Below are 23,486 nucleotides of genomic sequence, written 5' to 3'. Positions count from 1 at the left end.
CGACTTGACTCGCCGCGCCGGGGCGCTCAGCGGCGCGGGAAGAGCCCGCGCGGGGTGGTGCCGAAGGCGCGGCGGAAGGCGGCGCTGAACGCCGACAGCGAGTCGTAGCCCGATTCGAGCGCGACCGCGGTGACGCTGCGGCCGCGTTCGAGCGCGGTGAGCGCGAGCAGCAGGCGCAGGCGCGTGCGCCAGTCGCGGAACGACAGCCCGGTCTGGCGCTGGAACAGCCGCGCCAGCGTGCGCTCCGACAGCCCCGCGCCCTGCGCCCACTGCGCCAGCGTGCGGCGGTCGTCGGGGCGCGCCTGCAGCGCGGCGCAGATCGCGGCGAGGCGCGGGTCGACCGGCAGCGGCAGCGACAGCGCGACCTCGGGCAGCCCGGCGAGCTGGTCGAGCAGCACGCCGACCAGGCGCCCGGCCGGCCCCGCCTCGTCGTAGTCCACCGGCAGCGCGCAGGCGGCGCAGATCAGCTCGCGCACCAGCGGCGACACCGCCAGCACGCGGCAGCGCGGCGGCGCCCACACGGTGACGTCGCGGGCGAGGTAGAGCCCGCGCATCTCGGTGCGCTCGGAGGCGATCACCGCGTGCTCGATGCCGGCCGGGATCCACACCGCGCGCTCGGGCGGGGCGACGAAGTTGCCGCCCGCGGTGCGCACCTCCAGCACGCCGCTGATCGCGTAGGAGAGCTGCACCCAGTCGTGCCGGTGCGGGCGCACCCACGAGCCGGCCGGCGCCGACTCGGAGCGCGCGTACAGCGGCCGCGGCAGCACGGTGAAGGGCGGCAGGATGCGTTCGGGCGCGGTTTGTCCGGTTGGCGACATAAGCTGGCATTCTAGCGTTAGAAAGCCGCCGGGCGGCGCCGTACAGTAGCCCCCATTCCCGCTGCCCCCGGAGTCCCGCCCCCGATGCTTGCGCACCACCTCAAACGCATGTCCCGCGACTGGTTCCTCGGCGGCATGGTCGCGGCCGTGGTGCTGGCGACGCTGTTCCCGCACCTCGGCAGCAGCAGCGGCCCGCTGCACACCGACCTGCTCACCGACGCCGGCATCTTCGCGGTGTTCTTCCTGCACGGCATCGGCCTGTCGACGCACAGCCTCAAGGCCGGGCTGCTGCGCTGGCGGCTGCACCTGCTGGTGCAGACCTTCACCTTCGCGGTGTTCCCGCTCTTGTGGATCGCGGCGCGGGCGACGCTCGGCGGCTGGCTGCCGGCGGACCTGCTGCTCGGCTTCCTCTACCTGTGCGCGCTGCCGTCGACGATCTCCTCGTCGGTGGCGATGACCGCGATGGCGCGCGGCAACGTGCCGGCGGCGATCTTCAACGCCACGCTGTCGAGCCTGCTCGGCATCGTGCTCACCCCGCTGCTGATCGGGCTGCTCGCCGGCGCCAGCGGCCAGGGCCTCGCGCTCGGCCAGGCGGTGCTCGACATCGCCCGCCTGCTGCTGCTGCCGTTCGCGCTCGGCCAGGCGCTGCGCCCGCTGTGCGGCGCCTGGTTCGCGCGCTACAAGCGCTTCACCAACACCTTCGACAAGTGCGTGATCCTGCTGCTGGTCTACGCCTCGTTCTGCGACTCGGTGCTGGGCGGGCTGTGGACGCGCTACGGCGTCGACACCCTGCTGCTGACGCTGGTCGGCGCGGCGATCCTGCTCGCGATCGTGCTGCTGCTGACCACCCGCGCCGCCGCCCGCCTCGGCTTCAGCGTCGAGGACGAGATCACCGCGGTGTTCTGCGGTTCGAAGAAGACCCTCGCCTCGGGCATGCCGATGGCGAAGTTGCTGTTCGGCGCGCACCCGGCGCTCGGCATGATCGTGCTGCCGATCATGTTCTATCACCCGCTGCAACTGCTGGTGTGCTCGGTGCTCGCCGAACGCTACGCGCGCCGGCCGGCCGCCGCCGCGGTGCCGGCCACGGCCTGAGCCGGCCGCCGGCGGGTGCCGCAGACCGGCGGCGTGCGTCACCCGCCCCACCCCGGCCCAGGAGGCCCGACCCGATGATCCCCAACGTCCTCACCATCGCCGGCTCCGACCCCAGCGGCGGCGCCGGCATCCAGGCCGACCTGAAGACCTTCTCCGCGCTCGGCGCCTTCGGCACCAGCGTGATCACCGCGCTGACCGCGCAGAACACGCGCGGCGTCACCGGCGTGCACGCGGTGCCGGCGGCGTTCGTGCGCGAGCAGCTCGACACGCTGTTCGCCGACGTCGCGATCGCCGCGGTCAAGATCGGCATGCTCGCCGACCCGGCGGTGATCGACGCCGTGGCCGAGGTGCTCGAGCGCAAGCGCCCGCGCCACGTCGTGCTCGACCCGGTGATGGTGGCGAAGAGCGGCGACCGCCTGCTCCCCGCCGCGGCGGTGGCGGCGCTGCGCAGCCGGCTGCTGCCGCTCGCCGACCTGATCACCCCCAACCTGCCCGAGGCCGCCGACCTGCTCGGCCTGCCGCAGGCGGACTCCACCACCGCGATGGAGCGCCAGGCCGCCGCGCTGCGCGAGTGCGGCGCGCGCGGCGTGCTGCTGAAGGGCGGGCACCTGGGCGGCCCGGCGAGCCCCGACCTGCTGTGGCTCGACGACGACGACCCGCTGTGGCTGCCGGCGGTGCGCGTCGACACCCGCCACGGCCACGGCACCGGCTGCACGCTGTCGGCGGCGATCGCCGCACTGCGCCCGCGCCGGCCCGACTGGCCGGGCGCGGTGCGCGACGCCAAGGCCTACGTCGGCGCCGCGCTGGCGGCCGCCGGACGCCTGGAGGTGGGCGGCGGGTGCGGCCCCGTGCACCATTTCCATGCGCTGTGGCCGGCCGAGGCCTGAAGCCGCCCGTGGCAAGCCCGGGCGTCAGGAATCCTTACACCGCATGTCCTTACGTGTTGCGACGCAACATGTGACACCGGTCCGATCAGGTACCTAGCGCTGGTCGGCACGGCGCTTGCTGTAGCGTTTGCCGAATGCGTTCGCAGGCCCGCCCGGCCCGTGCGCCGGCCTGCGCCGCGACGGCACCGGGGCCGGCCGCTGCGAACGAACTGTCGGTGTCGCGCCGAACGGACCCTGCCGCCACCGGTGAACCTTCACCGGAATCCGCCCCATGCCACCCCTGTCCAACCCGCTCCGCGCGCACCTGCTGCGCTGCGCCTGCTGCCTCGCGCTGTACGCCCCGCTCGCCGCCGCGGCCGAACCCGCACCGCCCCTGCCCATGGTGGCCGATGTGTCACCCGTGCGCGGCGACGGCACCCGCGCGCTCGCCGATGCCGCCGTGGCGGCCGCCTGGGCCGAACTGCGCCAGGGCGGGCCCGACGCCGGCCGTCGCTACCTGCGCGACGCCGCCGCGCACCTCGCCGCGCTGCCCGAGGCCGCGCGCAACGGCACCGCGACGCTCCTGCTGCGCGGCGCGGTGCACTGCGCGCTCGGCGAGGGCGAGGCCGCGCGCGATGCGCTCGACCGCTACCTCGACCGCGCCCCCGACGACGTCGCTGCGCGCTACCTGCTCGGCCGGCTCTACCTGGGCCTCGGCGACCCCCGCGCCGCGATCGGCACGCTGGAACCGGCGCTGGCGCCGGGTGGCGACGCACCGCCGCTGCTCGCCGCCCTCGCCGCCGCGTACCGTGCCGCCGGCGATGACGGCGCGGCGATCGAGGTGCTGGCGCGCGCCCTGCCCCGCGCCGCCGACGACCCGACCGCGCTGGCGCCGCCGCCGGCGGCGGCCGAACCGGCGGGCGAGGCCGCGGTGGCGCTGTGCGAGGCCTTCGCGCCCGACCTGCCGCACGCGCGCTGGCGCGAGCTCGCGCAGCAGTGGCATGCGCGCGACCACGCGGCGGCGCTCGCGACCACCGCGGCGCTGCTCGCCGAGGCCCCCGACGATGCGCTGCTGCTGAGCTGGCGGGCGCTCGCGCTCGACGCCGCCGGCGATGCCGAGGCGGCACTCGCCCCGCTCGAACAGGCGCAGCACGTCGCCCCCGCGCTGCTGCCGCCGCCGCTGCGCCAGGCCCTGATCGAGCAGCGCCTGGGACGCACCGCCGCGGCCTTCGGCCGGTTGCAGCAGCTGCTCGCCGCCCACCCGCAGGACCTCGCCGTGCTCGACACGCTCGCCCGCGCGCTCGCCGCCAGCGGCGACGTCGCCGCGAGCGCGCAGGTGTGGGAGGAGGCGCGCCGGCTCGACCCGCAGGCGCTGGCGCCGCGCCTGCGCCTCGTCGACGCCTACCTGCGCCTGCACCTCGCGGAGCGCGCGCTGGCGATCGCCGACGAAGCGGTGGCACGCGCGCCCACGCACCCCGGGGCGCTCGCCGCGCTCGCCATGTCGCAGCACGCGAGCGGCCTGCCGGCCCTTGCCAAGGGCACGCTGCGGCGCATGCGCGACGCCGCCGGCGATTCGCCCGACGCGCTGCTGCAGGTCGCCCGCTACCAGCGCTACCTGGAGGCGCCCGAGGAGGCCGCGACCACGCTGCGCGACGCGTTGCAGCAGGCGCCGGAGCGCGTCGACGTGCTGCGCGCGGCGACCGAGGCGCTGCTCGAAGCCGGGCAGCTCGCCGAGGCCGAGGAACGCGCCCGGCTGCTGCAGGCGCGCGCGCCCGACCTGGTCGACGCCCCGCGCCTGCTCGGCACGGTGCTGCTGCAGCGCGACCGCCCGGAGGAGGCGGCCGAGGTGTTCGAGACGGCGCTGCCACGCTGGCGCGAGTCGGCGATCGTGCGCGGCGCCGCCGAGGGCCGCCTGCGCACCGGGCGCGCCGCCGACGCCGTCACGCTGCTCGAAGGCTGGCTCGCCGGGCACCCGGCCGACCGCCCGGCGATCGAGACGCTGGCGCGCGCCTACGCGCAGGCCGGCGACTGGGGTCGTGCCGCGCTCGCGCTCGACTACCTGCTGCAGCAGCGCCCCGACGACGTCGCGCTGCTCTGCCGCCTCGCCGAGGCGCGCCTGAACGCCGGCGCCGTCGCCGACGCGCGCAGCGCCGCCGAGCGCGCCGTGCGGCTCGCCCCGCGCGACCCGGAGACGCTCGACACGCTCGGCTGGGTGCTGGTGCGCCAGGGCCAGCCGGCGCTCGGGTTGATCCACCTGCGCGAGGCGCGCGCGCTCGCCGCCGGCGACGCGCAGCTCGCCTACCACCTCGGCGTGGCGCTGCTGCGGCTCGGTCGCGCCGAGGAGGCGCGCCCCTACCTGGAGCAGGCGGTCGCCGCCGAGCTGTCGCCGCCCGAACTCGAGGACGCCCGCACGCTGCTCGCCGGCCTGGGGCCGCGCGGCGGGCTGCTGCCGTTCGGCGCGCCCGCGCCGGACACCCTCGGCGTCGGCGGCGCGCCGATCGGCCGCCCCTGAACCGGCACGCCGCCGCCGCGTGAAGCGCGGGCTACACCCGCCGCGGCCGTGCGGTGGAGCGCCGCGGCGGCGGGCGCGTAGAATCGCGCCCCCGCCCGCCCCCTGGAGTACGCGATGTCCGCGACCCTCGAACTCACCCGCGAACTGATCGGCCGGCGCTCGGTGACGCCGAAGGACGGCGGCTGCCAGGCGCTGATGATGGAGCGCCTCGCCGCGATCGGTTTCCACTGCGAGCGCGTGCACCGCGGCGAGGTCGAGAACTTCTGGGCACGGCGCGGCAGCAGCGGCCCGCTGCTGGCCTTCGCCGGGCACACCGACGTGGTGCCGACCGGGCCGCTGGCGCAGTGGTCGTCCGACCCCTTCCTGCCCGAGGTGCGCGACGGGCGCCTGTACGGCCGCGGCGCCGCCGACATGAAGGGCAGCCTGGCGGCGATGGTCACCGCCTGCGAGCGCTTCGTCGCCGCGCACCCCGACCATGCCGGCTCGATCGCCTTCCTCGTCACCAGCGACGAGGAAGGCCCGGCGGTCGACGGCACGGTGCGCGTGGTCGAGCTGCTGGAGGCGCGCGGCGAGAAGATCACCTGGTGCCTGGTCGGCGAGCCGTCGAGCGCGCGCGTCTTCGGCGACACCATCAAGAACGGCCGGCGCGGCTCGCTGCACGGACACCTGACGGTGCACGGGGTGCAGGGCCACGTCGCCTACCCGCAGCTCGTGCACAACCCGATCCATGCCCTCGGCGGCATCATCGGCGCGCTCACCGAGCAGGTCTGGGACCGCGGCAACGCGCACTTCCCGCCGACCTCGTTCCAGATCTCCAACGCGCACGCCGGCACCGGGGCGTTCAACGTGGTGCCGGGCAGCGCCGAGCTGCACTTCAACTTCCGCTTCTCGACGGCGTCGAGCGTCGAGGGGCTGCAGGCGCGGGTGCAGCAGCTGGTCGACACCGCGCTGCTGAACGAGGAGGTCCGCGACGGCTACCGCTACGACCACACGCTGGCCTGGGACCTCGGCGGCCTGCCATTCCTGACCGAGCCGGGCGAGCTGGTCGATGCGCTGCGCGAGGCGATCTACCACGAGACCGGCGTCGAGACCGAACTGTCGACCAGCGGCGGCACCTCGGACGGACGCTTCATCGCCCCCACCGGCGCGCAGGTGGTCGAGTTCGGGCCGCTCAACGCCAGCATCCACAAGATCGACGAGCACGTCGGCCTCGACGAGCTCGACGCGCTGTCGCGCATCTACGAAGGCGTGCTGACGCGCCTGCTCGCGCGCTGAGGCGGTGTCCACGATGCCGCTCGACACCGTCCTGCTGCTCGCCGGCGTCGCCTTCGGCGCCGGCTTCATCGACGCCATCGCCGGCGGCGGCGGCCTGCTGACGGTGCCGGCGCTGCTCGCCGCCGGGGTGCCGCCGCACATCGCGCTCGGCACCAACAAGCTGTCGTCGACCTTCGGCAGCTCGATCGCCGCCTACACCTTCGTGCGCAAGGGCCTGTTCACGCCGCGGCGCTGGCGCCCGGGCGCCGTGGCGACGCTGGTCGGCGCGGTGCTCGGCACGCTGCTGACGCACGCCTTCAGCCCCGGCGCGCTGAAGACCCTGGTGCCGTTGGTGGTGCTCGCCGCGGCGCTCTACCTGGTGTGGCCGTGGCGCAGCCGGCCGCTGCCGGCCGCCGCCGACTACCGGCCGCCGGCCGCGCTGCAGGGGCGCTGGGGGCTGGCGATCGGCACCTACGACGGCTTCATCGGCCCCGGCACCGGCGCCTTCTGGACCGCGGTGGCGCTGAGCAGCTTCCGCCAGGACATCCTCCACGCCGCCGGCACCGCACGCTTCATGAACTTCGTCAGCAACATCACCTCGCTCGTCGCCTTCGCGCTGCTCGGCGCGATCGACTACCGCCTGGGGCTGGCGATGGGCAGTTCGCTGATGGTCGGCGCCTGGCTCGGCGCGCACAGTGCGATCCGCTTCGGCAGCCCGCTGATCCGCCCGGTGTTCATGGTGGTGGTGATGGCGATGGCCGCGCGCCTGCTCTGGCAGCAGTTCGCCGGCTGATGCCACGCCGCGGGCACGCCACGCCCCTACAATTCGACGGGCCACGGCGGCGGCGGGCCCCGTCCCCTGCCCGCGCGACGGAGCCCTCGCGGGCGCTGCGTCGTTATTAGGGTTTTTACTTATATTGATAAGGGATGTTACGATGACATCCCCTGTCAGTACCGAGAGAGGAGAGAGCGTGAAACGTGAAGCGATGGAGTACGACGTCGTCATCGTCGGCGGCGGCCCGGCGGGCCTGAGCGCGGCCATCCGCCTGAAACAGCTCGCCGCCGAGCACGGCCGGGAGCTGGGCGTGTGCCTGCTCGAAAAGGGCTCGGAGATCGGCGCGCACATCCTCTCGGGGGCGTGCATCGAGCCGCGCGCGCTGGACGAGCTGATCCCCGACTGGCGTGAGCGCGGCGCGCCGCTGAACACCCCGGTCAGCGACGACCGCTTCCTGCTGCTGAGCAGCCAGACCAGCTACCGCCTGCCGACACCGCCGCAGATGCACAACGCCGGCAACTACATCGTCAGCCTCGGCAACGTCTGCCGCTGGCTCGGCGCCCAGGCCGAGGAGCTGGGGGTGGAGATCTACGCCGGCTTCGCCGCCGCCGAGGTGCTCTACGACACCGCCGGCGCGGTGTGCGGCGTGGCCACCGGCGACATGGGCCTGGACAAGGATGGCCAGCCCACCGACGCCTACGAACCCGGCGTGGAGCTGCGCGCGCGGCTGACGCTGTTCGCCGAGGGCTGCCGCGGCTCGCTGACCAAGACGCTGTTCGAGCGCTTCCGCCTGCGCGAGGGCGCCGACCCGCAGACCTACGGCATCGGCATCAAGGAGCTGTGGGAGGTCGACCCGGCGCAGCACCACCCCGGCCGCGTCGTGCACACGGTCGGCTGGCCGCTCGACGGCCAGACCTACGGCGGCTCCTTCCTCTACCACCTGGAGAACCACCAGGTCGCCGTCGGCTTCGTGGTCGGGCTCGACTACCGCAACCCGTGGCTGTCGCCGTTCGACGAGTTCCAGCGCTTCAAGACCCACCCCGACATCCGCCCGACCTTCGAGGGCGGCCGGCGCATCAGCTACGGCGCGCGCGCGCTGAGCGAGGGCGGCTTCCAGTCGATCCCCAGGCTGGTGTTCCCGGGCGGCGCGCTGATCGGCGACACCGCGGGCTTTCTCAACGTGCCGAAGATCAAGGGCACGCACACGGCGATGAAGTCGGGCATGGTCGCGGCCGAGGCGGCCTTCGCCGCACTGGCCGACGACACCGCCACCGGGGTGACGCTCGACGCCTACCCCGAGCAGCTCAAGGCGAGCTGGCTGTGGGAGGAGCTGCGCGGCGTGCGCAACATCCGCCCGGCGTTCCGCTGGGGCCTGCTCGGCGGGCTCGCCTACGGCGCGCTCGACACCTACGTGCTGCGCGGGCGCGCGCCGTGGACGCTGCGTCACCACGCCGACCACACCGCGCTGCAGCCGGCGGCGGCGAGCGAGCGCATCGACTACCCGAAACCCGACGGCAAGGTGAGCTTCGACAAGCTGTCGAGCGTGTTCATCTCCAACACCAACCACAGCGAGGGCCAGCCGAGCCACCTGCGCCTGCGCGACCCGGGCGTGCCGGTCGCCGTCAACTGGGCGCGCTACGCCGGGCCCGAGCAGCGCTTCTGCCCGGCCGGGGTGTACGAGTACGTCGACGATGACGCGGCCGGCAGCGGCAAGCGCCTGCAGGTCAACGCCCAGAACTGCGTGCACTGCAAGACCTGCGACATCAAGGACCCGACGCAGAACATCGACTGGGTGGTGCCCGAGGGTGGCGGCGGCCCCAACTACCCCAACATGTGAGCCCCCCGCGCCGCGGGCGGCGGCTCAGCGCGGCGGTGCCACGGCGCTGGCCAGGGCACCCGCCAGCGCCGCCCACAGCGCGCCGAACACCGCGCCGCCGAGCACGTCGCTCGGCCAGTGCACGCGCAGGTAGACGCGCGACACCGCCACCGCGAGCACCACCAGCGCGGCGAACCCCCACAGCAGCGCCCGCGCCGCGCGCGGGCCGTCGTGCCGGCAGCACCAGGCGAGCGTGCCGGCGAGCGCGGTCGCCATCAGCGCGTGCCCGCTCGGGAAGGCGCTGCCGGCGTAGTCGGCGAGCGGCGCCAGCAGGTCGGGGCGCGGCCGCGCGTACAGCGGCTTGAGGAGCTGCACCAGGAGCCCGCTGCCGGCCGCCGCGAGGCCGAGGTGCAGCGCATCGCGGCCGCGCCGCAGCGCGAGCAGCAGCAGCACGCCGCCGGCCGCGAACAGCGTCACCAGCGTCGACGAACCGAGCGCGGTGAGGTCGAGCATGCGCACGCGCCACGGCGCGGCCGGGTCGAACGCCGCCAGGAGCGCCGTGTCGAAGCGCGCGGCGAGGCCCCCGGCGAGCAGGCCGGCGGCGGCGGCCAGCGCGGCGAGCAGCGCGAGCGCGCCCGCCAGCAGACGGCGGCGCGCGCTTTCACGCACGCCGCCAACGGGTATCTTCACTACCGTCACCCTCCGAACGGGGAGCACACGCCCATGGCCGACGCCGGCGGGAGCGGACTCGACGATCTGCCGATCACCCTGATCATGAACCCCGGCGCGGGCGCACAGCACGACGCCGATCTGCCCGCGCGCCTGCACGCGGCGCTGGCTTCGACCGGCCGCGCGGTGGAAGTTCGCCTCCCGGCGCACGGCCGCGACATCACCGCGCTGGCCCGCGAGGCCGCGGCAGCACGGGAGCGCCGGCTGGTGGTGGCGGCGGGCGGCGACGGCACCGTCAACGCCGTCGCCGGCGCGCTGTTCGGCAGCCCCGTGCCGCTCGGGGTGATCCCGCTCGGCACCTTCAACTACTTCGCCCGCGCGCTCGGCATGCCGGCCGACCCGCTCGCCGCCGCCACCGCGCTGCTCGACGGCCGCCTGGCGAGCGCCGCCGCCGGCACCGTCAACGGCCGCGTGTTCCTCAACAACGCGAGCTTCGGCCTGTACCGCACGATCATCGAGGCGCGCGAGCGGCACAAGGCGCTGCTCGGGCGCCACCGCATCGTCGCCGCGCTGTCGGCGGTCTACACCGCGCTGCGCCGCCACCGCCACTACCGCGTGCAGCTGGCGATCGGCGGCCGTTCGCTCACCCGCGACACGCCGATGGTGTTCTTCGGCGCCAACCCGCTGCAGCTCGAACAGCTCGGCGTGGCGGCGGACGAGGCCGGGCTCGCGGTGCTGGTGATGCGGCCGATGAGCCGCCTGCAGGTGCTCGCCACCGCCCTCGGCGCGCTGCTCGGGCGCATCGGCGAGGTCGGCACGCTGGAGACCTTCACCGCCCGGCGCATCAGCGTCGACCGCAGCAAGCGGCGCGTGAAGCTCGTCGTCGACGGCGAGATCGTGCGCACCCGCGCGCCGCTGGAGCTGCGCTGGGTGCCCGAGGCGCTGCGCGTGGTGGTGCCGCGCGAGCCGGCGCGATGAGAACGCTCGCGCACCTGTCGGACCTGCACTTCGGGCGCATCGACGCCGCCGTGGTCGCCGAGCTCGGCGCCACGCTGCGGACGCTGGCGCCCGACCTGGTGGTGATCTCGGGCGACCTCACCCAGCGCGCGCGGCCGGCGCAGTTCCGTGACGCCGCGGCCTTCATCGCCGGGCTCGGCTGTCCGGTGCTGGCGGTGCCCGGCAACCACGACGTGCCGCTGCACAACCCGTTCGCGCGTTTCCTGTGGCCGTTCCGCCACTACCGCCAGCACCTCGGCCCGACGCTCGAACCCGAACACGCCGACGCCGAATGGCTGGTGCTCGGGCTGAACAGCGCACGCTCGCTCACGGTGTCGGGCGGGCGGCTGAGCGCGGGCCAGGTGCACCGCGCGGTGGCGCGGCTGCGCACGGCCGCGCCGGGGCAGGTGCGCATCCTCGTCACCCACCACCCGTTCGACTGCCCCAGCGGCCGCGCCGCACCGGCTATGCTGATCGGGCGCGGCGACGCCGCCTTCCCGCAGCTGGTCGACGACGGCGGCGTCGACGTCTTTCTCGCCGGGCACCTGCACCGCACCGCGCACGGCTTTGCCGGGTCGCGCCACAGCGCCCGGCGCAGCGCGCTGCTGGTGCAGGCCGGCACCGCCACCTCGACGCGTACCCGCGACGAGGGCAACGGTTTCAACTGGCTGCGCATCGAGCACGGGCACATCGAGGTGGAGCACCTCGAACACCGCGACGGCGCCTTCGCGCCGGTGCTGACGCGCCGCTTCCGCCGCACCCCCGCGGGGTGGGTGACGGCGGCCGACTGACGGGCCGGCGCCGCGACGCCGGCATGACGTGGGCAGCAACAACGGAGACGGGCATGAGCAAACTGTTGGTCGTGTACTACAGCATGTACGGGCACATCGAGACGATGGCGCAGGCGGTGGTCGAGGGCGCGCAGCGCGTCGCCGGCGTGGAGGTCACGCTCAAGCGCGTCGCCGACACCATGCCCGAGGACGTCGCGCGCAAGGCCGGCGCCAAGTGGGACCAGGCGGCGCCGATCGCGAGCCCGGCCGAACTGGGGGACTACGACGGGATCATCTTCGGCACGCCCACGCGCTTCGGCAACATGTGCGCGCAGATGCGCAACTTCCTCGACCAGACCGGCGGCCTGTGGGTGCGCGGCGGGCTGGTCGGCAAGGTCGGCAGCGTGTTCACCTCGACCGGCACCCAGCACGGCGGGCAGGAGACGACGATCACCTCCTTCCACACCACGCTGCTGCACCACGGCATGGTGATCGTCGGCGTGCCCTACGCCTGTGCCGGGCTCACCGTGATGACCGAGATCACCGGCGGCACCCCCTACGGCGCCAGCACGCTCGCCGGCGGCGACGGCAGCCGCCAGCCGAGCGCCAACGAACTCGACGTCGCCCGCTACCAGGGCGAGCACGTCGCCCGCATCACCCACAAGCTCGCGAGCTGATCCCCGGCCCGCCCGCTCCGCTGCGGGCGGGCCGTGCGCTTCGCGCCCTCAGGCGCCGATGCGCACCCGCAGCGCCCAGCGGTTGAGCTTGCCGACGTCCTCGGCGGCGTGGTCGACGACGCGCAGGCGCCAGTCGCCCTGGGCCGCCTCGCCGACCAGCGCACGCAGCGCCGCGGTATCGGCGTAGCGGACGATCAGGTTGTCCGCCGAACCGCCGGCGCGCTGATGCAGCGGTGCGGTGCGGCCGGACGGCGCGATCAGATCGACGCTCAGGTCGCCGATCCACGAATGCGTGATGTCGACGTCGACCGTGACCGCCTGCACCCGCCCCGGCGCCGCGACCCGCAGCACGCGCTCGATGCCGGCCGCCGTCGCGTCGGGGATGCCCAGCCCCGGCGCATCCTCCAGCACCACCTCGCTCGGCTGCGCCGGCTGCGGCACCTGCACCTCCAGCGCCAGCACCCAGGCGTTCAGGCGCCCGACGTCGCTGCGCGCGAGATCGGCGACGCGCAGCGTCCAGTCGCCCTGCACCGGCTTGCCGAGCAGCGCCGCCAGCGCCGGCGTGGTCGTGATGTCGTAGGCGCGGCGGATGTCGTCGTCGCGCCCGCCGCCGCGGGCATGCAGCACGACCTCGTCGCCGCCCGGCGCGACCAGGCTCACGCGCAGGTCGCCGATCCAGGTGTGGCTGATGTCGACCTCCACGCGCACGCCGGCGAGCCGCCCGCTCTCGCCGACGGCGATGCGGTCGCCGATGCCGGCCGGATCGTTGTCGGGGATGACCCGCGCGGGGCTCGACGTCCTGCGCAACTGCAGCGTCGTGCCGCCCGCCCCGCCATCACCGCCACCACCACCGCCCGTGCCACCGCCCGTGCCGCCGCCGCGCCGGCGCAGCGCCTCGGCGACCGCGTTCGCGGCGTCGATGCGGCCGTGGCCGTACCACGGGCTCCAGCTGCCGTCGGCATCGCCGGTGTCGCGGAACTCGCCCTGCGCCCAGGGTGCGACCGGCGAGACGTCCCAGCTGGTGTCGGGGTCGTAGCTCGCCGGCGGGGTGCGCGGGTAGCGCTCGAAGTCGACGTCCTTCGCCGCGGTACGCCGCAGCACCGCGCCCAGCTCGAAGCCGCTCAGCGCCGGGTTCGCCGACAGCGTCAGCGCGGCGATGCCGGCGACCAGCGGGGTCGCGCTCGAGGTGCCGCCGAAGCTCGCGGTGATGCCGGCCGACGCACCCGTCGTCGTGGTGATGCCGAGCCCGCGTACGCTGAGACGCTGGTACTCGTGGACGTTGTTGCTCGGCGCCGCGATCAGGATGCCGGTGCCGTAGTTCGAGTAATGGCTGCGCTCCGCCGTGCTCGCCAGCGCCGCGACGTGCATCAGCCCGTTGATGCCGACCAGGTTGTTGCGGAAGCTGCGGGTGCGGCTGACGCCGACCCAGGCCCAGCTGCCGTCGGTGCGCACCTGCCAGCCGTCGTCGTAGGGCACGGACTGGTCGGCCTGGTGCTGGATCGGGCAGTTCTCGTTGCCCGCGGCCCACAGGAACAGGATGCCGCTGCCGCGCCGGCCGCCGCTGCGCGCGAGTTCGCCGATGCGGCTGACCACCTGCGGCGACCACAGGCTGGTCGGCACGCCGCCCCAGGAGTTCGACACGATGTCCACGCGCGGCGCGAGGTAGTCGAGCGCGGCGAGGAGCTTGGAATCGCTGATCAGCAGCGCCGGCCCCTGCGCCTCCCACTTCACCGGCAGCAGCCGGCAGCCCGGCGCGGCGCCGACGACGAAGCGCCCGTTGACCGCGGCGGCGATGACGCCGGCGCAGGCGGTGCCGTGGTTGGAGCCGGACTCGTACATGCGCTGCGGATCGGCATCGGGGTCGTCGCGCACCACCAGCCGGCTGCCGACGAAATAGCCCCAGCCGGCGAACTTGTCGGCCCCGGCGAAATCGCCGTGATCGAGCTTGCAGCCGTCGTCGGTGATGCCGACGACGATGTCGGCGCTGCCGTAATGGCCGAGCAGTTCCCAGGCCTGCTCGCAGCGGCTGGACGCACGCGGATCGAACTGCGGGTCGAGCAGGTGCTGGTGCAGGTGCCACTGGCGCTGGTAGGACGGATCGGTCGGCAGCGCGAGCTGGTAGCGCTTCGCCCGCTGGTTGAGATCGTGATCGGCGCTCTCGACCGCCGGATCGTTCTCGGTCAGCGCCACGACCAGCTTCACCGGGTTCATGCCGGTGTGGTCGGTGAGCTGGAACAGAAAGTCGCGTTCGCCGTAGGTGGCCAGACGCAGCAGGCCGTAGCGGCCGGCGAAGGCATCGAGCTCGGCCGCCGTCGGCGGGTTGCGGAAGCGCACGAAGACGCGGTCGGTGATCAGGAACTCCGCACCGCTGTCGGCACTGCTGTAGGCGTGGTGGGTGACGGCTTCGGCGCGGCTGTCGGCCATCGCCGCATCGCGCTGCGCGGGATCGACGGTGACGCGCGTCGAATGCGGCGAGACCTGCTCCAGCGCCCGCACGCCCGCGGTGCCGACCCTGTCCGGCAGCGCGCGAACGACGAACTGGTCCGCGGCCTTCACCAGCGGCAGCCGCACGCCGGCGCGATAGGTGTAGGTGGTGTCGTTCATCCCGGGCCTCCTGCAGATTCCGTTGCGCCGGGTGGAAACCCGGCTGCCCGAGTATAGCCGTGTACACGCAAACTACTGGATCAGAAGGATTTTTATCATTTGAGAGGCATTTGACGAGAGCCCTCGTGCAGGCGCCGAGGCTCCGCCCGGCCGGGCGCCCCGCAGCCCTCACGCCTCGAAGCCGCGCCACCCGGCTGCGTATCATCCGCTCCGTCCGCCATCCGCCGTCCCGTGGAGATCGCATGTCCGAGCTCGTCCCGATCGACCGCCCGCTGCTCGCCGCCCTCGCCGTCACCGCCGGCGAGCGCCCGCGCCGGCGCGCCAACCACAACTTCCACGTCGACCTCGACGACGCCTGCCAGCGCCTGCTGGTGGCGATCGAGCCCGACTCCTACGTGCGCCCGCACCTGCACCGCGACCCCGCCAAGGCCGAAACCCTGGTCGTGCTCGCCGGCGGCCTCGGCGTGCTGGTGTTCGACGCCGACGGCCGCGTGCAGCGCGCGCTCGAACTGCGCGCCGGCGGCGACACGCCGGGGGTCGACATCCCCGCCGGCGTGCTGCACGCGGTGGTCGCGCTCGCACCGGGCAGCGTCTTCTTCGAAGCCAAGGCCGGCCCCTACCGCCCGGTCGAAGCCGACGAGTTCGGCGCCTGGGCCCCGCCCGAGGGTTCGCCGCAGGCCGACGCCTACCGCGCCTGGATGCGCGGGCATTTCGCCTGAGCGCCCTGCCGCCGGCGGCCGCTCAGGGATGACGAGCGTCAGACCGCGGCCAGCAGCGAACGCAGCGTCCGCTCCCCCGCCGGCGACAGCAGCCAGCCGAGGGCGCCGCCGTTGAGCCCGACGGTGCCCCAGAACACGACCTGGAACGAGGCCTTGCGCGATTTGTGGCGCAGCAGGCGCTGCGCGGCCAGCGCCCCCGGCCAGCCACCGAGCAGGCCGAACAGGTGCAGCGTGTTCTCCGGCGTGCGCCGGCGCTCGTGGCGTGCCGCCGACTTGTCGAGCGCGTAGGCGACGAAGGCGACGGCGCTGGCGCCGAGGTAGAGCCCGAGGAGCGCGCGCGGCAGCCGCCCCGCCGCCACCGCCCAGACCACGCCGCCCAGGAACGCCACCGCCAGCAGCAGCAGCCCGCCGTTCAGCAGCGCCGCACCGATCGCCCGCCCCGACACGCCGGCGTAGACGACGTCCACCGCCTGCATGCGCCCCTGCGCATCGGTGCGGGTGTCATAGCGCACGCGCTCCTGGCCGGTCGGCCGGCGCTGCCGGCCGGCGAACGCGGTGATGTGGACGAATACCGGCCTGCCGCCCCCGTCGGGGGTGATGAAGCCGAAGCCCTTGTCGTCCTTCCACTGGGTGATCCTGCCGCGATGGCGCATGGCGGGCCTGTCGTGATGGGTGCCGAAAGGTCGAACGGCGCCGCCGCTCAGGGGGTGCGCGGCTGCAGTTGCAGGCGCTCGGCCAGGTAGCGCCGCAGCGCCGCGGCATCCAGCCGGGTGCCGGCGAGCCCGACGTGGCCGTCCGGGCGCAGCAGGTAGAACGCGGGGCGCGGGATCCGCGCGCGGTCGAGCGCCTGCGCGTTGTGCGGATGCTCAGGAATGACGTGGACGTCGAGCTGCCCGTCGAGCGCGTCGGGCAGTCCGGGCGGTGCGGCCTGGCCGACCAGCAGCAGGTGGAAGCGCGTGTCGTCGAGGCGCGCGTACAGGTCCTCGGCGGCGCCATCCGCGGCGAATGCGAGCCGTAGCCACGGGAAGCGGTCGCCGGCGCGCGGCGCGTGCCCGGGCGGGGCGGCGAGGTCCTGCGACAGCGCGCTGTCCGGGTAGCGGATGCCGGTCTGCGAGATGGTGCGGAAGGCGAGCCGCCGCGTGCGCTCGCCGCGCATCGCCAGCGCAAGCAGCTTCGGCAGCACGCGCATGCGCAGCAACCCGGCCAGCCAGCGGTTGGAGACGACGATCGAGAACGCCCGGTCGGTGGTGCGCAGCAGCCGCTCGGCCACCGGTATGCGCTCGGCCTCGTAGGAATCGAGCAGGCCGGCGGCGGCATGCCCGTGGCTGACGAGCGCGAGCTTCCACGCCAGGTTGTAGGCGTCCTGCAGCCCGGTGTTCATGCCCTGGGCGCCGACCGGGCTGTGGATGTGGGCGGCATCGCCGAGCAGGAAGCAGCGGCGCTCGCGGAAGCGCGCGGCGCGGCGGTGGTGGATGCGGTAGGTCGAGAACCACGTGCACGCCTGGAAGGCGAGCCCGGCGCCCACCTCCTGGCGCAGCGCCGGCAGCAGCGCGTCGAAATCCAGATCGTCGTGCCCACGCAGCGCCGGCGGCACGATGCCGACCACGCGCCAGTGGTCGCTGCCGCGCATCGGGAAGAACAGGTGGAAGCCGCTCGGCCACAGGTAGACGTTGAGCTCACCCGCCGCCATCGGCCCGCTCACCCGGGTGTCGGCGACGAAGAACACCTGCTCGTACGGCGCGCCGGGGAAGTCGATGCCGCTCAGCCGGCGCACCGTGCTGTGCGCGCCGTCGCAGCCGGCGACCCACGCGGCGGTGAGCTCCCGCGTCGTGCCGTCGGCCTGGCGGAGCGTCGCGGTGGCACGCTCGGCATCCTGCGTCAGGCCGACGAGTTCGGTGCCCCACTGCACCTCGACGCCGCGCGCGCGCAGCTCATCGCCGAGCAGCCGCTCGTTGTCGTCCTGGCCGAGGATCAGCAGGAACGGGTACGGGCTCAGGTCGTGCCCGATGTCGCCGAGCGGCACCCGCGCCGCCGGGCGCCCTTCCACCCACAGGCTCGCGGCGATGGCGCGCGTGCCCCAGGCGAGCGCCCGTTCGACGACGCCGAGGCGGGCGTAGATCTCCAGCGTGCGCGCCTGCACGCCGAGCGCCTTGGTCTGCCGCGACGGCCCGGCGTTGCGCTCGACGACCTGCACGCGCACGCCGCGGCGCGCGAGCTGGTTGGCGAGCATCAGGCCGGTCGGGCCGGCACCGACGACGAGCACGTCCACATCGGTTGCAGTGTTCAAGCGGGAACCGCTCCTCTCGTCTCGCGCCAACCCCGTCGACGGGCGCCGCCCGGCACCCCGCCCGCGCCGCCGCCGGCCACGGATGTCCAAGGTAGTGGCCCGCGCCGGCCGGCGCCAGCGCCACGGGCCACACGGCGTTCAGCGCGCGTCGGGCGGCGCGAGCGCGCGCGAACGCCGCGGCATCATCGGCCCCGGCCGCCGGCAGCGGGGTGCGCCGCGCTCACGTCGGGCGTTCCGTGCGGCGCGCCACCGTGAAGCGCAGCGCCGCGCGCTCCCGCGCCCGCGCCGCCTCGACCTCGCGGTCACGCGGTTGGGCGGTGGTCACCAGCGCATCGATGAGCGCGCGCGCCGCCACCGCGACCCCGTCGACGGCCCGCTCGAAGGCGGCCTGGTTGGCCTTGGACGGGCTGTTGAAGCCGCTGAGCTTGCGCACGAACTGCAGCGCGGCGGCGCGGATCTCGGCCTCGCTCGCCGGCGGCTCGAAGTTGAACAGCGTCTTGATGTTCCGGCACATCGTCATCCCTCCGGCGGGCGCATGCCGCGCCGCCCGGCCGATGATTCCTGCCGGCGCGACACGCGGCAAGCCGCCCGCTACCCGGCGTGGGCGCGCCGCAGGGCGGCGATGTCGAGCTTCTTCATCTGCAGCATCGCCGCCATGGTCCTGCCGGCCCTGGCAGAGTCGGGGTCGGCGAGCAACTCGGCCAGCCCATCGGGCACGACCTGCCACGACACCCCGTAGCGGTCCTTGAGCCAGCCACACTGCTGCGCGCGTTCGTCCCCGCCCGCCGCCAGGGCGTCCCAGTAATGGTCCACCTCCGCCTGCGTCGCGCAGTGGATCTGGAACGAGACGGCCTCGTTGAAGCGGAACACCGGGCCGCCGTTGAGGGCGTCGAAACGCTGCCCGTCGAGCTCGAAGCTCACCACCATCACCGATCCCGCCGGCCTGCCGTGCACCTCCTGCCCCGCCTCGCCGTAGCGGGAAACGCTAACGATCCGCGCATGCGGGAAGATGCCGACGTAGAACGCGGCGGCCGCCTCGGCTTGATCGTCGAACCACAGGAACGGGGTGATCCTCTGCAAGGTCGGCATGTGCCACCTCCTGGTCGGACCTGAACAAGGCCGCGGCCCCGCAGGGCCGCGCTCGGCAACCGGGCCGTGGCCGAGGCTCACGACCCGCCTATCCCGTGACGACCGGCGCCACCTACGCGAGGTTCTGGATCGCCCGGCATTTCGGGAAGGTCGAACAGCCCCAGAACCGCTCGCCGGCGCGCGCGCCCGCCTTCACGGTGCGCAGCACCATCGGGCTGCCGCAGCGGGGACAGCGCCGCTCGGCGTTCGGGTCCGCCCGGCTCCCGAGGTTCTGCACGTGCTCGCGGTGCGTGGCGAAGCCGGGCTCCAGGCGAGCCGACGCCATCCTGCGCAGCAGTTCCTCGACCTCGCCCGCGGTGAACACCGGCTGGCGGAACGACTTGATGTACGCAACGAACCCCGCGCCCTGGGTGACGTTGGCAGGCATCGTGGTCTTGAAGCTACTCCCGCCGACGAAGGTCACGACCGAGTGGAGCGTTTCCGGCGGCACCCGGAGCGCCGCCTCGAGCGCCTTCACGTGCTTGAAGTTCTGCCGCAGCGGATTCTGGAACCTGAAAGTCCGCCGGTAGAGCGTCTGCGTCCATTGCGCCTGCTCCGCGCCGCCGAAGATCCAGCCGCGCATGTTCTTGGTTTCCAGCACGAAGATGCCGAAGCGCGACACGAACACGTGGTCGATCTGGGTGCTGCCGTCCGGCGTCGGCAAGGTGAGGTCATGTACCCGCCGGTAGGTGTGCTTGTCCAGCCGCAGCCAGGCGATGAGCTTCACCAGCAGCTCACCGAAGAAGCCCTTGGCCCACGGGGTCTTGAACAGCCCGATGACGATGATGATCGGCAGGACCGATCCAAAGGCTTTCAGGATTTCGTGGACGATCGGTGATGGATCCATGCCCATTTGTCTCCTGACAGGGTGTTCCCGCTTCTGGCGATGGATATGGGCCCGCCCGCCGCCGGCCGGTTTTCCCGCCTTACCGAGACCTCGGCAGGCACGCGCTCAATCCCGGCTGCCGGCGAGCCGCAGGCTTTCCGGCCAGAGGAAGTAAGGTCCGAACTTCGGACTGACGCGAAACTCGCCGCCGGCCTCCTTACCCTTTGCAGTGAGGAAATGTTTCCCGTCCCTCGCTTCGAGATGCCCCAAGCCCACCAGTTGCTCGATCAGTTCATGGGTCTTCAAACCGAGCGCCTTCGCGAGTTTCGAGGAGGTCAGCTTGCCGCTCGGCTCCTCCGCTTCAGGCTTGGACTCGGCCGTATCCTGGACCACACGTTCGAGCGAAATCCGCACCTCTTCACTGATGCGAATGATGCGCTGCGCCTCCTCGTAAGCCTCGCGATAGAGTTCCGCATCCTCGCCGCGGCGGATCAGCACCCCCATCTCGTTGTTGTTCACCTGGCTGAACTCGTAGAGATTCAGGCTGGTGACGATGCAAAGCTCCTCGTTGAGGTAGCACTTGGCGTGCAGGTTCTTGCAGAAGCTCGTCCTGATGTAGGTCAGTTCGTTCAGCCAGCCGATCTCCTCGGGCTGCAGTTCGCTTTTCCCATAGACGATGCGCACGTCGATCTTCAGCCGGTTCTTGTCGGCGAGCAGCTCCTTGACGCGATCGTTGAGCTTCAGGAAGGGGCTGATGAGAATCAGCCGATCCTTCGCGCCCTTGATCAGTTCTTCGAGAAAGTAATTCGTTGCGCTGGTATTGAGAAATTTCGCCATGGTATCGGGAGATGCGACCGGGAATGGAATTGACGATGTGGCCGGATTACCCGGTCCGCAGCCCGGGTGAACGAAGGCAAAACCCAACCTTCGCAGCCTGATGGCCGGCGCGGCCTTGGCCTGCGCAGGCGCACCGGGGCGGCGTTGCGCTGCCCCGGCTTCCGCGCAGGATCAGTCTTCGAGTTGCGACAGGTCGCGCACCGCGCCGCGGTTGGCGGAGGTGGTCAGTGCGGCATAGGCGCGCAGCGCGAGGCTGACCTGGCGCTGGCGGTTGGCGGGCTTCCAGCCGCGGTTGCCGAGCGACTCCATCACCGCGCGGCGGCGCGACAGTTCCTGGTCCGACACGGCGATGCGGATGCTGCGCTTGGGGATGTCGATCTCGATGGTGTCACCCTCCTCGACCAGCCCGATGTTGCCGCCCTCGGCGGCCTCCGGGCTGACGTGGCCGATCGACAGGCCCGAGGTGCCGCCGGAGAAGCGCCCGTCGGTGACCAGCGCGCAGGCCTTGCCGAGGCCCTTGGACTTCAGGTAGCTGGTCGGGTAGAGCATCTCCTGCATACCCGGGCCGCCCTTGGGGCCTTCGTAGCGGATCAGCACCACGTCGCCGGCCTTGATCTCGTCGTTGAGGATGGCGCTCACCGCCTCCTCCTGGCTCTCCATGATCCGCGCACGGCCGTGGAACTTGAGGATGCTCTCGTCGACGCCGGCGGTCTTGACGATGCAGCCGTCGGGCGCGAGGTTGCCGAACAGCACGGCGAGGCCGCCGTCCTGCGAGTAGGCGTGGGCCTTGTCGCGGATGCAGCCGCGCTTGCGGTCGGCGTCGAGCGAGGGCCAGCGGGTGTCCTGGCTGAAGGCGACCTGCGTGGGGATGCCGGCGGGGCCGGCAGTGAAGCGCCGGCGCGCGACGTCGGAACAGCTCGGCCGGGCGATGTCCCATTCGGCGAGCGCGGCGGCGAGCGACTCGCTGTGCACGGTCCTGACGTCGGTGTGCAGCAGGCCGGCGCGGTCGAGCTCGCCGAGGATGGCGATGACGCCGCCGGCGCGGTGCACGTCCTCCATGTGGTAGGTCTGCGTGGCCGGGGCGACCTTGCACAGGTTGGGCACGCGCCGGCTGAGGCGGTCGATGTCGCTCATGGTGAAGCCGACGCCGCCCTCGTGCGCGGCGGCGAGCAGGTGCAGCACGGTGTTGGTCGAGCCGCCCATCGCGATGTCGAGGCTCATCGCGTTCTCGAAGGCCTGGAAGTTGGCGATGCTGCGCGGCAGCACCGAGCCGTCGCCCTCCTCGTAGTAGCGCCGGGCGAGGGTGACGACGCGCCGGCCGGCTTCGAGGAAGAGCTCCTTGCGGTCGGCATGGGTGGCGAGCAGCGAGCCGTTGCCCGGCAGCGACAGGCCGAGCGCCTCGGTGAGGCAGTTCATCGAGTTGGCGGTGAACATGCCGGAGCACGAGCCGCAGGTCGGGCAGGCGGAACGCTCGACCCGCTCGACCTCCTCGTCGCTGGCGTGGCTGTCGGCGGCCATGACCATGGCGTCGACCAGGTCGAGCTTGACCTCGCCGGTGGCCAGCCGGGTCTTGCCGGCCTCCATCGGGCCGCCGGAGACGAACACCGCGGGGATGTTGAGGCGCATCGCGGCCATCAGCATGCCGGGGGTGATCTTGTCGCAGTTCGAGATGCACACCAGCGCGTCGGCGCAGTGCGCGTTGACCATGTATTCGACGGCGTCGGCGATCAGCTCGCGCGAGGGCAGCGAGTACAGCATGCCGCCGTGGCCCATCGCGATGCCGTCGTCGACGGCGATGGTGTTGAACTCCTTGGCGACGCCGCCGGCGGCTTCGATCTCGCGCGCGACGAGCTGGCCGAGGTCCTTCAGGTGCACGTGGCCGGGCACGAACTGGGTGAAGGAGTTGGCGATGGCGATGATCGGCTTGCCGAAGTCGCCGTCCTTCATGCCGGTGGCGCGCCACAGGGCGCGGGCGCCCGCCATGTTGCGGCCGTGGGTGGTGGTTCGGGATCGATACTCGGGCATGGGGGCAGGCTCCACTGGCGAGAGGGGGCGGGCCGGTCGCCCGCCCGTGGGCTGGAGGGGGAAGCATTTGAGCACAAGCGCCGGCGGCGGTTAAGGCTCGCGCCCCCGATGCGCTTGTAAATGCCGGTCGCCCCGGTAGTCTTACGGCCGAAGGGCGCGCAGACCTCACCCCACGCCCCGCAACCATCCAGAGAGACCCCCGATGATCAATGCGAGTTTCAGCCGTCTGCTGCTGGGCGCCGCCTGCCTCGGCTTCGCCGCGGCGGCACCGGCAGCCGGCGATGCCAAGGCCGGCCAGTACAAGTTTTCGACCTGCGCGGGCTGCCACGCGATTCCGGGCTATACCAACGTCTATCCGACCTATCACGTGCCCAAGCTCGGCGGCCAGTACCCCGACTACATCGTCGCCGCGCTGAAGGGCTATCAGTCGGGGCAGCGCCATCACCCGACGATGGGCGCCAACGCCGCCTCGCTGTCGGAGGCCGACATGGCCGACATCGCCGCCTACGTCGCCGCGGTCGAGCCGGCCGCGGGCACGCCGACGCCGCGCGGCAACCCCGAGGCCGGCAAGCAGAAGGCGGCGCAGGTGTGCGCGGCCTGCCACGGCGCCGACGGCCATTCGCCGGCACCGGCGTTTCCGCGCATCGCCGGCCAGCACGCCGACTACCTGGTGAAGGCCCTGGAAGACTACAGCAGCGGTGCGCGCAATAATCCGATCATGGCGGGCATCGCCAAGTCGCTGAGTGCGCAGGACCGCCTCGACCTCGCGGCGTGGTTCGCCGCGCAGCCGAAGGGCCTTTCCGTCGTGAAGTGAG

General features: G+C 73.2%; 21 protein-coding genes. 11 read left to right on the top strand and 10 right to left on the bottom strand.

Features of this window, described 5'->3' with window-relative positions:
• Nucleotides 1-26 precede the first annotated feature (26 nt).
• Nucleotides 27-818 (bottom strand): AraC family transcriptional regulator, encoded by a 792-nt coding sequence (locus EV699_RS00990; protein ID WP_132538080.1) that lies wholly within the window; start codon nt 816-818, stop codon nt 27-29.
• Nucleotides 819-902: 84 nt separating this feature from the next.
• Between EV699_RS00990 and EV699_RS00985 the strand changes: the two genes are divergently transcribed.
• From EV699_RS00985 to EV699_RS00960, 6 genes are all read left to right on the top strand, one after another.
• Nucleotides 903-1,910, top strand: coding sequence for a bile acid:sodium symporter family protein (locus tag EV699_RS00985; protein ID WP_132538079.1), 1,008 nt, complete (start codon nt 903-905; stop codon nt 1,908-1,910).
• Nucleotides 1,911-1,984: 74 nt separating this feature from the next.
• Complete coding sequence (thiD, locus tag EV699_RS00980) at nt 1,985-2,797, top strand: bifunctional hydroxymethylpyrimidine kinase/phosphomethylpyrimidine kinase (protein WP_132538078.1); 813 nt, start codon at nt 1,985-1,987, stop codon at nt 2,795-2,797.
• Between the two features lie 271 nt (nt 2,798-3,068).
• Nucleotides 3,069-5,288 (top strand): tetratricopeptide repeat protein, encoded by a 2,220-nt coding sequence (locus tag EV699_RS00975; RefSeq protein WP_132538077.1) that lies wholly within the window; start codon nt 3,069-3,071, stop codon nt 5,286-5,288.
• Between the two features lie 114 nt (nt 5,289-5,402).
• Complete coding sequence (dapE, locus tag EV699_RS00970; protein WP_132538076.1) at nt 5,403-6,563, top strand: succinyl-diaminopimelate desuccinylase; 1,161 nt, start codon at nt 5,403-5,405, stop codon at nt 6,561-6,563.
• 13 nt (nt 6,564-6,576) lie between these two features.
• The gene (locus EV699_RS00965; RefSeq protein ID WP_132538075.1) at nt 6,577-7,335 is read left to right on the top strand and encodes a sulfite exporter TauE/SafE family protein; all 759 of its coding nucleotides are present in this window, start codon (nt 6,577-6,579) and stop codon (nt 7,333-7,335) included.
• A gap of 178 nt (nt 7,336-7,513) precedes the next feature.
• Nucleotides 7,514-9,154 (top strand): electron transfer flavoprotein-ubiquinone oxidoreductase, encoded by a 1,641-nt coding sequence (locus tag EV699_RS00960; RefSeq protein WP_165903977.1) that lies wholly within the window; start codon nt 7,514-7,516, stop codon nt 9,152-9,154.
• A 24-nt stretch (nt 9,155-9,178) separates the two neighbouring features.
• On the opposite strand, the gene EV699_RS00955 is transcribed toward EV699_RS00960, so the two are convergent.
• On the bottom strand, nt 9,179-9,823 hold the full coding sequence (locus EV699_RS00955) for a phosphatase PAP2 family protein (RefSeq protein ID WP_132538073.1): 645 nt from the start codon (nt 9,821-9,823) through the stop codon (nt 9,179-9,181).
• A gap of 33 nt (nt 9,824-9,856) precedes the next feature.
• Here EV699_RS00955 and EV699_RS00950 point away from each other — a divergent pair, with 33 nt between their 5' ends.
• From EV699_RS00950 to wrbA, 3 genes are read left to right on the top strand one after another with little or no spacing between them, the layout of a single operon-like run.
• A complete protein-coding gene (locus EV699_RS00950) occupies nt 9,857-10,780 on the top strand; it encodes a diacylglycerol/lipid kinase family protein (RefSeq protein WP_132538072.1) in 924 nt (307 codons plus the stop codon).
• A complete protein-coding gene (locus tag EV699_RS00945) occupies nt 10,777-11,589 on the top strand; it encodes a metallophosphoesterase family protein (RefSeq protein WP_132538071.1) in 813 nt (270 codons plus the stop codon). Before EV699_RS00950 ends, EV699_RS00945 begins: the two co-directional genes overlap by 4 nt.
• A 53-nt stretch (nt 11,590-11,642) precedes the next feature.
• The gene (gene wrbA, locus EV699_RS00940; RefSeq protein WP_132538070.1) at nt 11,643-12,245 is read left to right on the top strand and encodes an NAD(P)H:quinone oxidoreductase; all 603 of its coding nucleotides are present in this window, start codon (nt 11,643-11,645) and stop codon (nt 12,243-12,245) included.
• A gap of 48 nt (nt 12,246-12,293) precedes the next feature.
• Here wrbA and EV699_RS00935 read toward each other — a convergent pair whose 3' ends face one another.
• Nucleotides 12,294-14,849 (bottom strand): proprotein convertase P-domain-containing protein, encoded by a 2,556-nt coding sequence (locus EV699_RS00935; RefSeq protein WP_132538069.1) that lies wholly within the window; start codon nt 14,847-14,849, stop codon nt 12,294-12,296.
• 242 nt (nt 14,850-15,091) lie between these two features.
• Between EV699_RS00935 and EV699_RS00930 the strand changes: the two genes are divergently transcribed.
• Nucleotides 15,092-15,568, top strand: a complete 477-nt coding sequence (locus EV699_RS00930) for a WbuC family cupin fold metalloprotein (RefSeq protein ID WP_132538068.1) — start codon at nt 15,092-15,094, stop codon at nt 15,566-15,568.
• Nucleotides 15,569-15,606: 38 nt separating this feature from the next.
• On the opposite strand, the gene EV699_RS00925 is transcribed toward EV699_RS00930, so the two are convergent.
• From EV699_RS00925 to ilvD, 7 genes are all read right to left on the bottom strand, one after another.
• Nucleotides 15,607-16,221, bottom strand: coding sequence for a DUF1294 domain-containing protein (locus tag EV699_RS00925; protein ID WP_132538067.1), 615 nt, complete (start codon nt 16,219-16,221; stop codon nt 15,607-15,609).
• A gap of 47 nt (nt 16,222-16,268) precedes the next feature.
• On the bottom strand, nt 16,269-17,855 hold the full coding sequence (locus EV699_RS00920) for an FAD-dependent oxidoreductase (RefSeq protein ID WP_243662513.1): 1,587 nt from the start codon (nt 17,853-17,855) through the stop codon (nt 16,269-16,271).
• A 220-nt stretch (nt 17,856-18,075) separates the two neighbouring features.
• Nucleotides 18,076-18,369, bottom strand: a complete 294-nt coding sequence (locus tag EV699_RS00915) for a DUF2277 domain-containing protein (RefSeq protein WP_132538066.1) — start codon at nt 18,367-18,369, stop codon at nt 18,076-18,078.
• A gap of 77 nt (nt 18,370-18,446) precedes the next feature.
• Nucleotides 18,447-18,944 (bottom strand): VOC family protein, encoded by a 498-nt coding sequence (locus EV699_RS00910; RefSeq protein WP_132538065.1) that lies wholly within the window; start codon nt 18,942-18,944, stop codon nt 18,447-18,449.
• A 112-nt stretch (nt 18,945-19,056) separates the two neighbouring features.
• Complete coding sequence (locus EV699_RS00905; protein ID WP_132538064.1) at nt 19,057-19,830, bottom strand: nuclease-related domain-containing protein; 774 nt, start codon at nt 19,828-19,830, stop codon at nt 19,057-19,059.
• 105 nt (nt 19,831-19,935) lie between these two features.
• Nucleotides 19,936-20,646 (bottom strand): phospholipase D family protein, encoded by a 711-nt coding sequence (locus EV699_RS00900; RefSeq protein WP_132538063.1) that lies wholly within the window; start codon nt 20,644-20,646, stop codon nt 19,936-19,938.
• A 171-nt stretch (nt 20,647-20,817) separates the two neighbouring features.
• Nucleotides 20,818-22,671, bottom strand: a complete 1,854-nt coding sequence (gene ilvD / locus EV699_RS00895; protein ID WP_132538062.1) for a dihydroxy-acid dehydratase — start codon at nt 22,669-22,671, stop codon at nt 20,818-20,820.
• A 202-nt stretch (nt 22,672-22,873) separates the two neighbouring features.
• On the opposite strand from ilvD, the gene EV699_RS00890 reads away from it, so the two are divergent.
• Nucleotides 22,874-23,485 (top strand): c-type cytochrome, encoded by a 612-nt coding sequence (locus EV699_RS00890; protein ID WP_132538061.1) that lies wholly within the window; start codon nt 22,874-22,876, stop codon nt 23,483-23,485.
• The last annotated feature ends 1 nt before the right edge of the window (nt 23,486 follow it).

Source organism: Plasticicumulans lactativorans (genome assembly GCF_004341245.1).
GTDB lineage: Bacteria > Pseudomonadota > Gammaproteobacteria > Competibacterales > Competibacteraceae > Plasticicumulans_A > Plasticicumulans_A lactativorans.
Note: the sequence above shows the minus strand (reverse complement) of the source record. Positions and strands in the feature narration are given on the sequence as shown.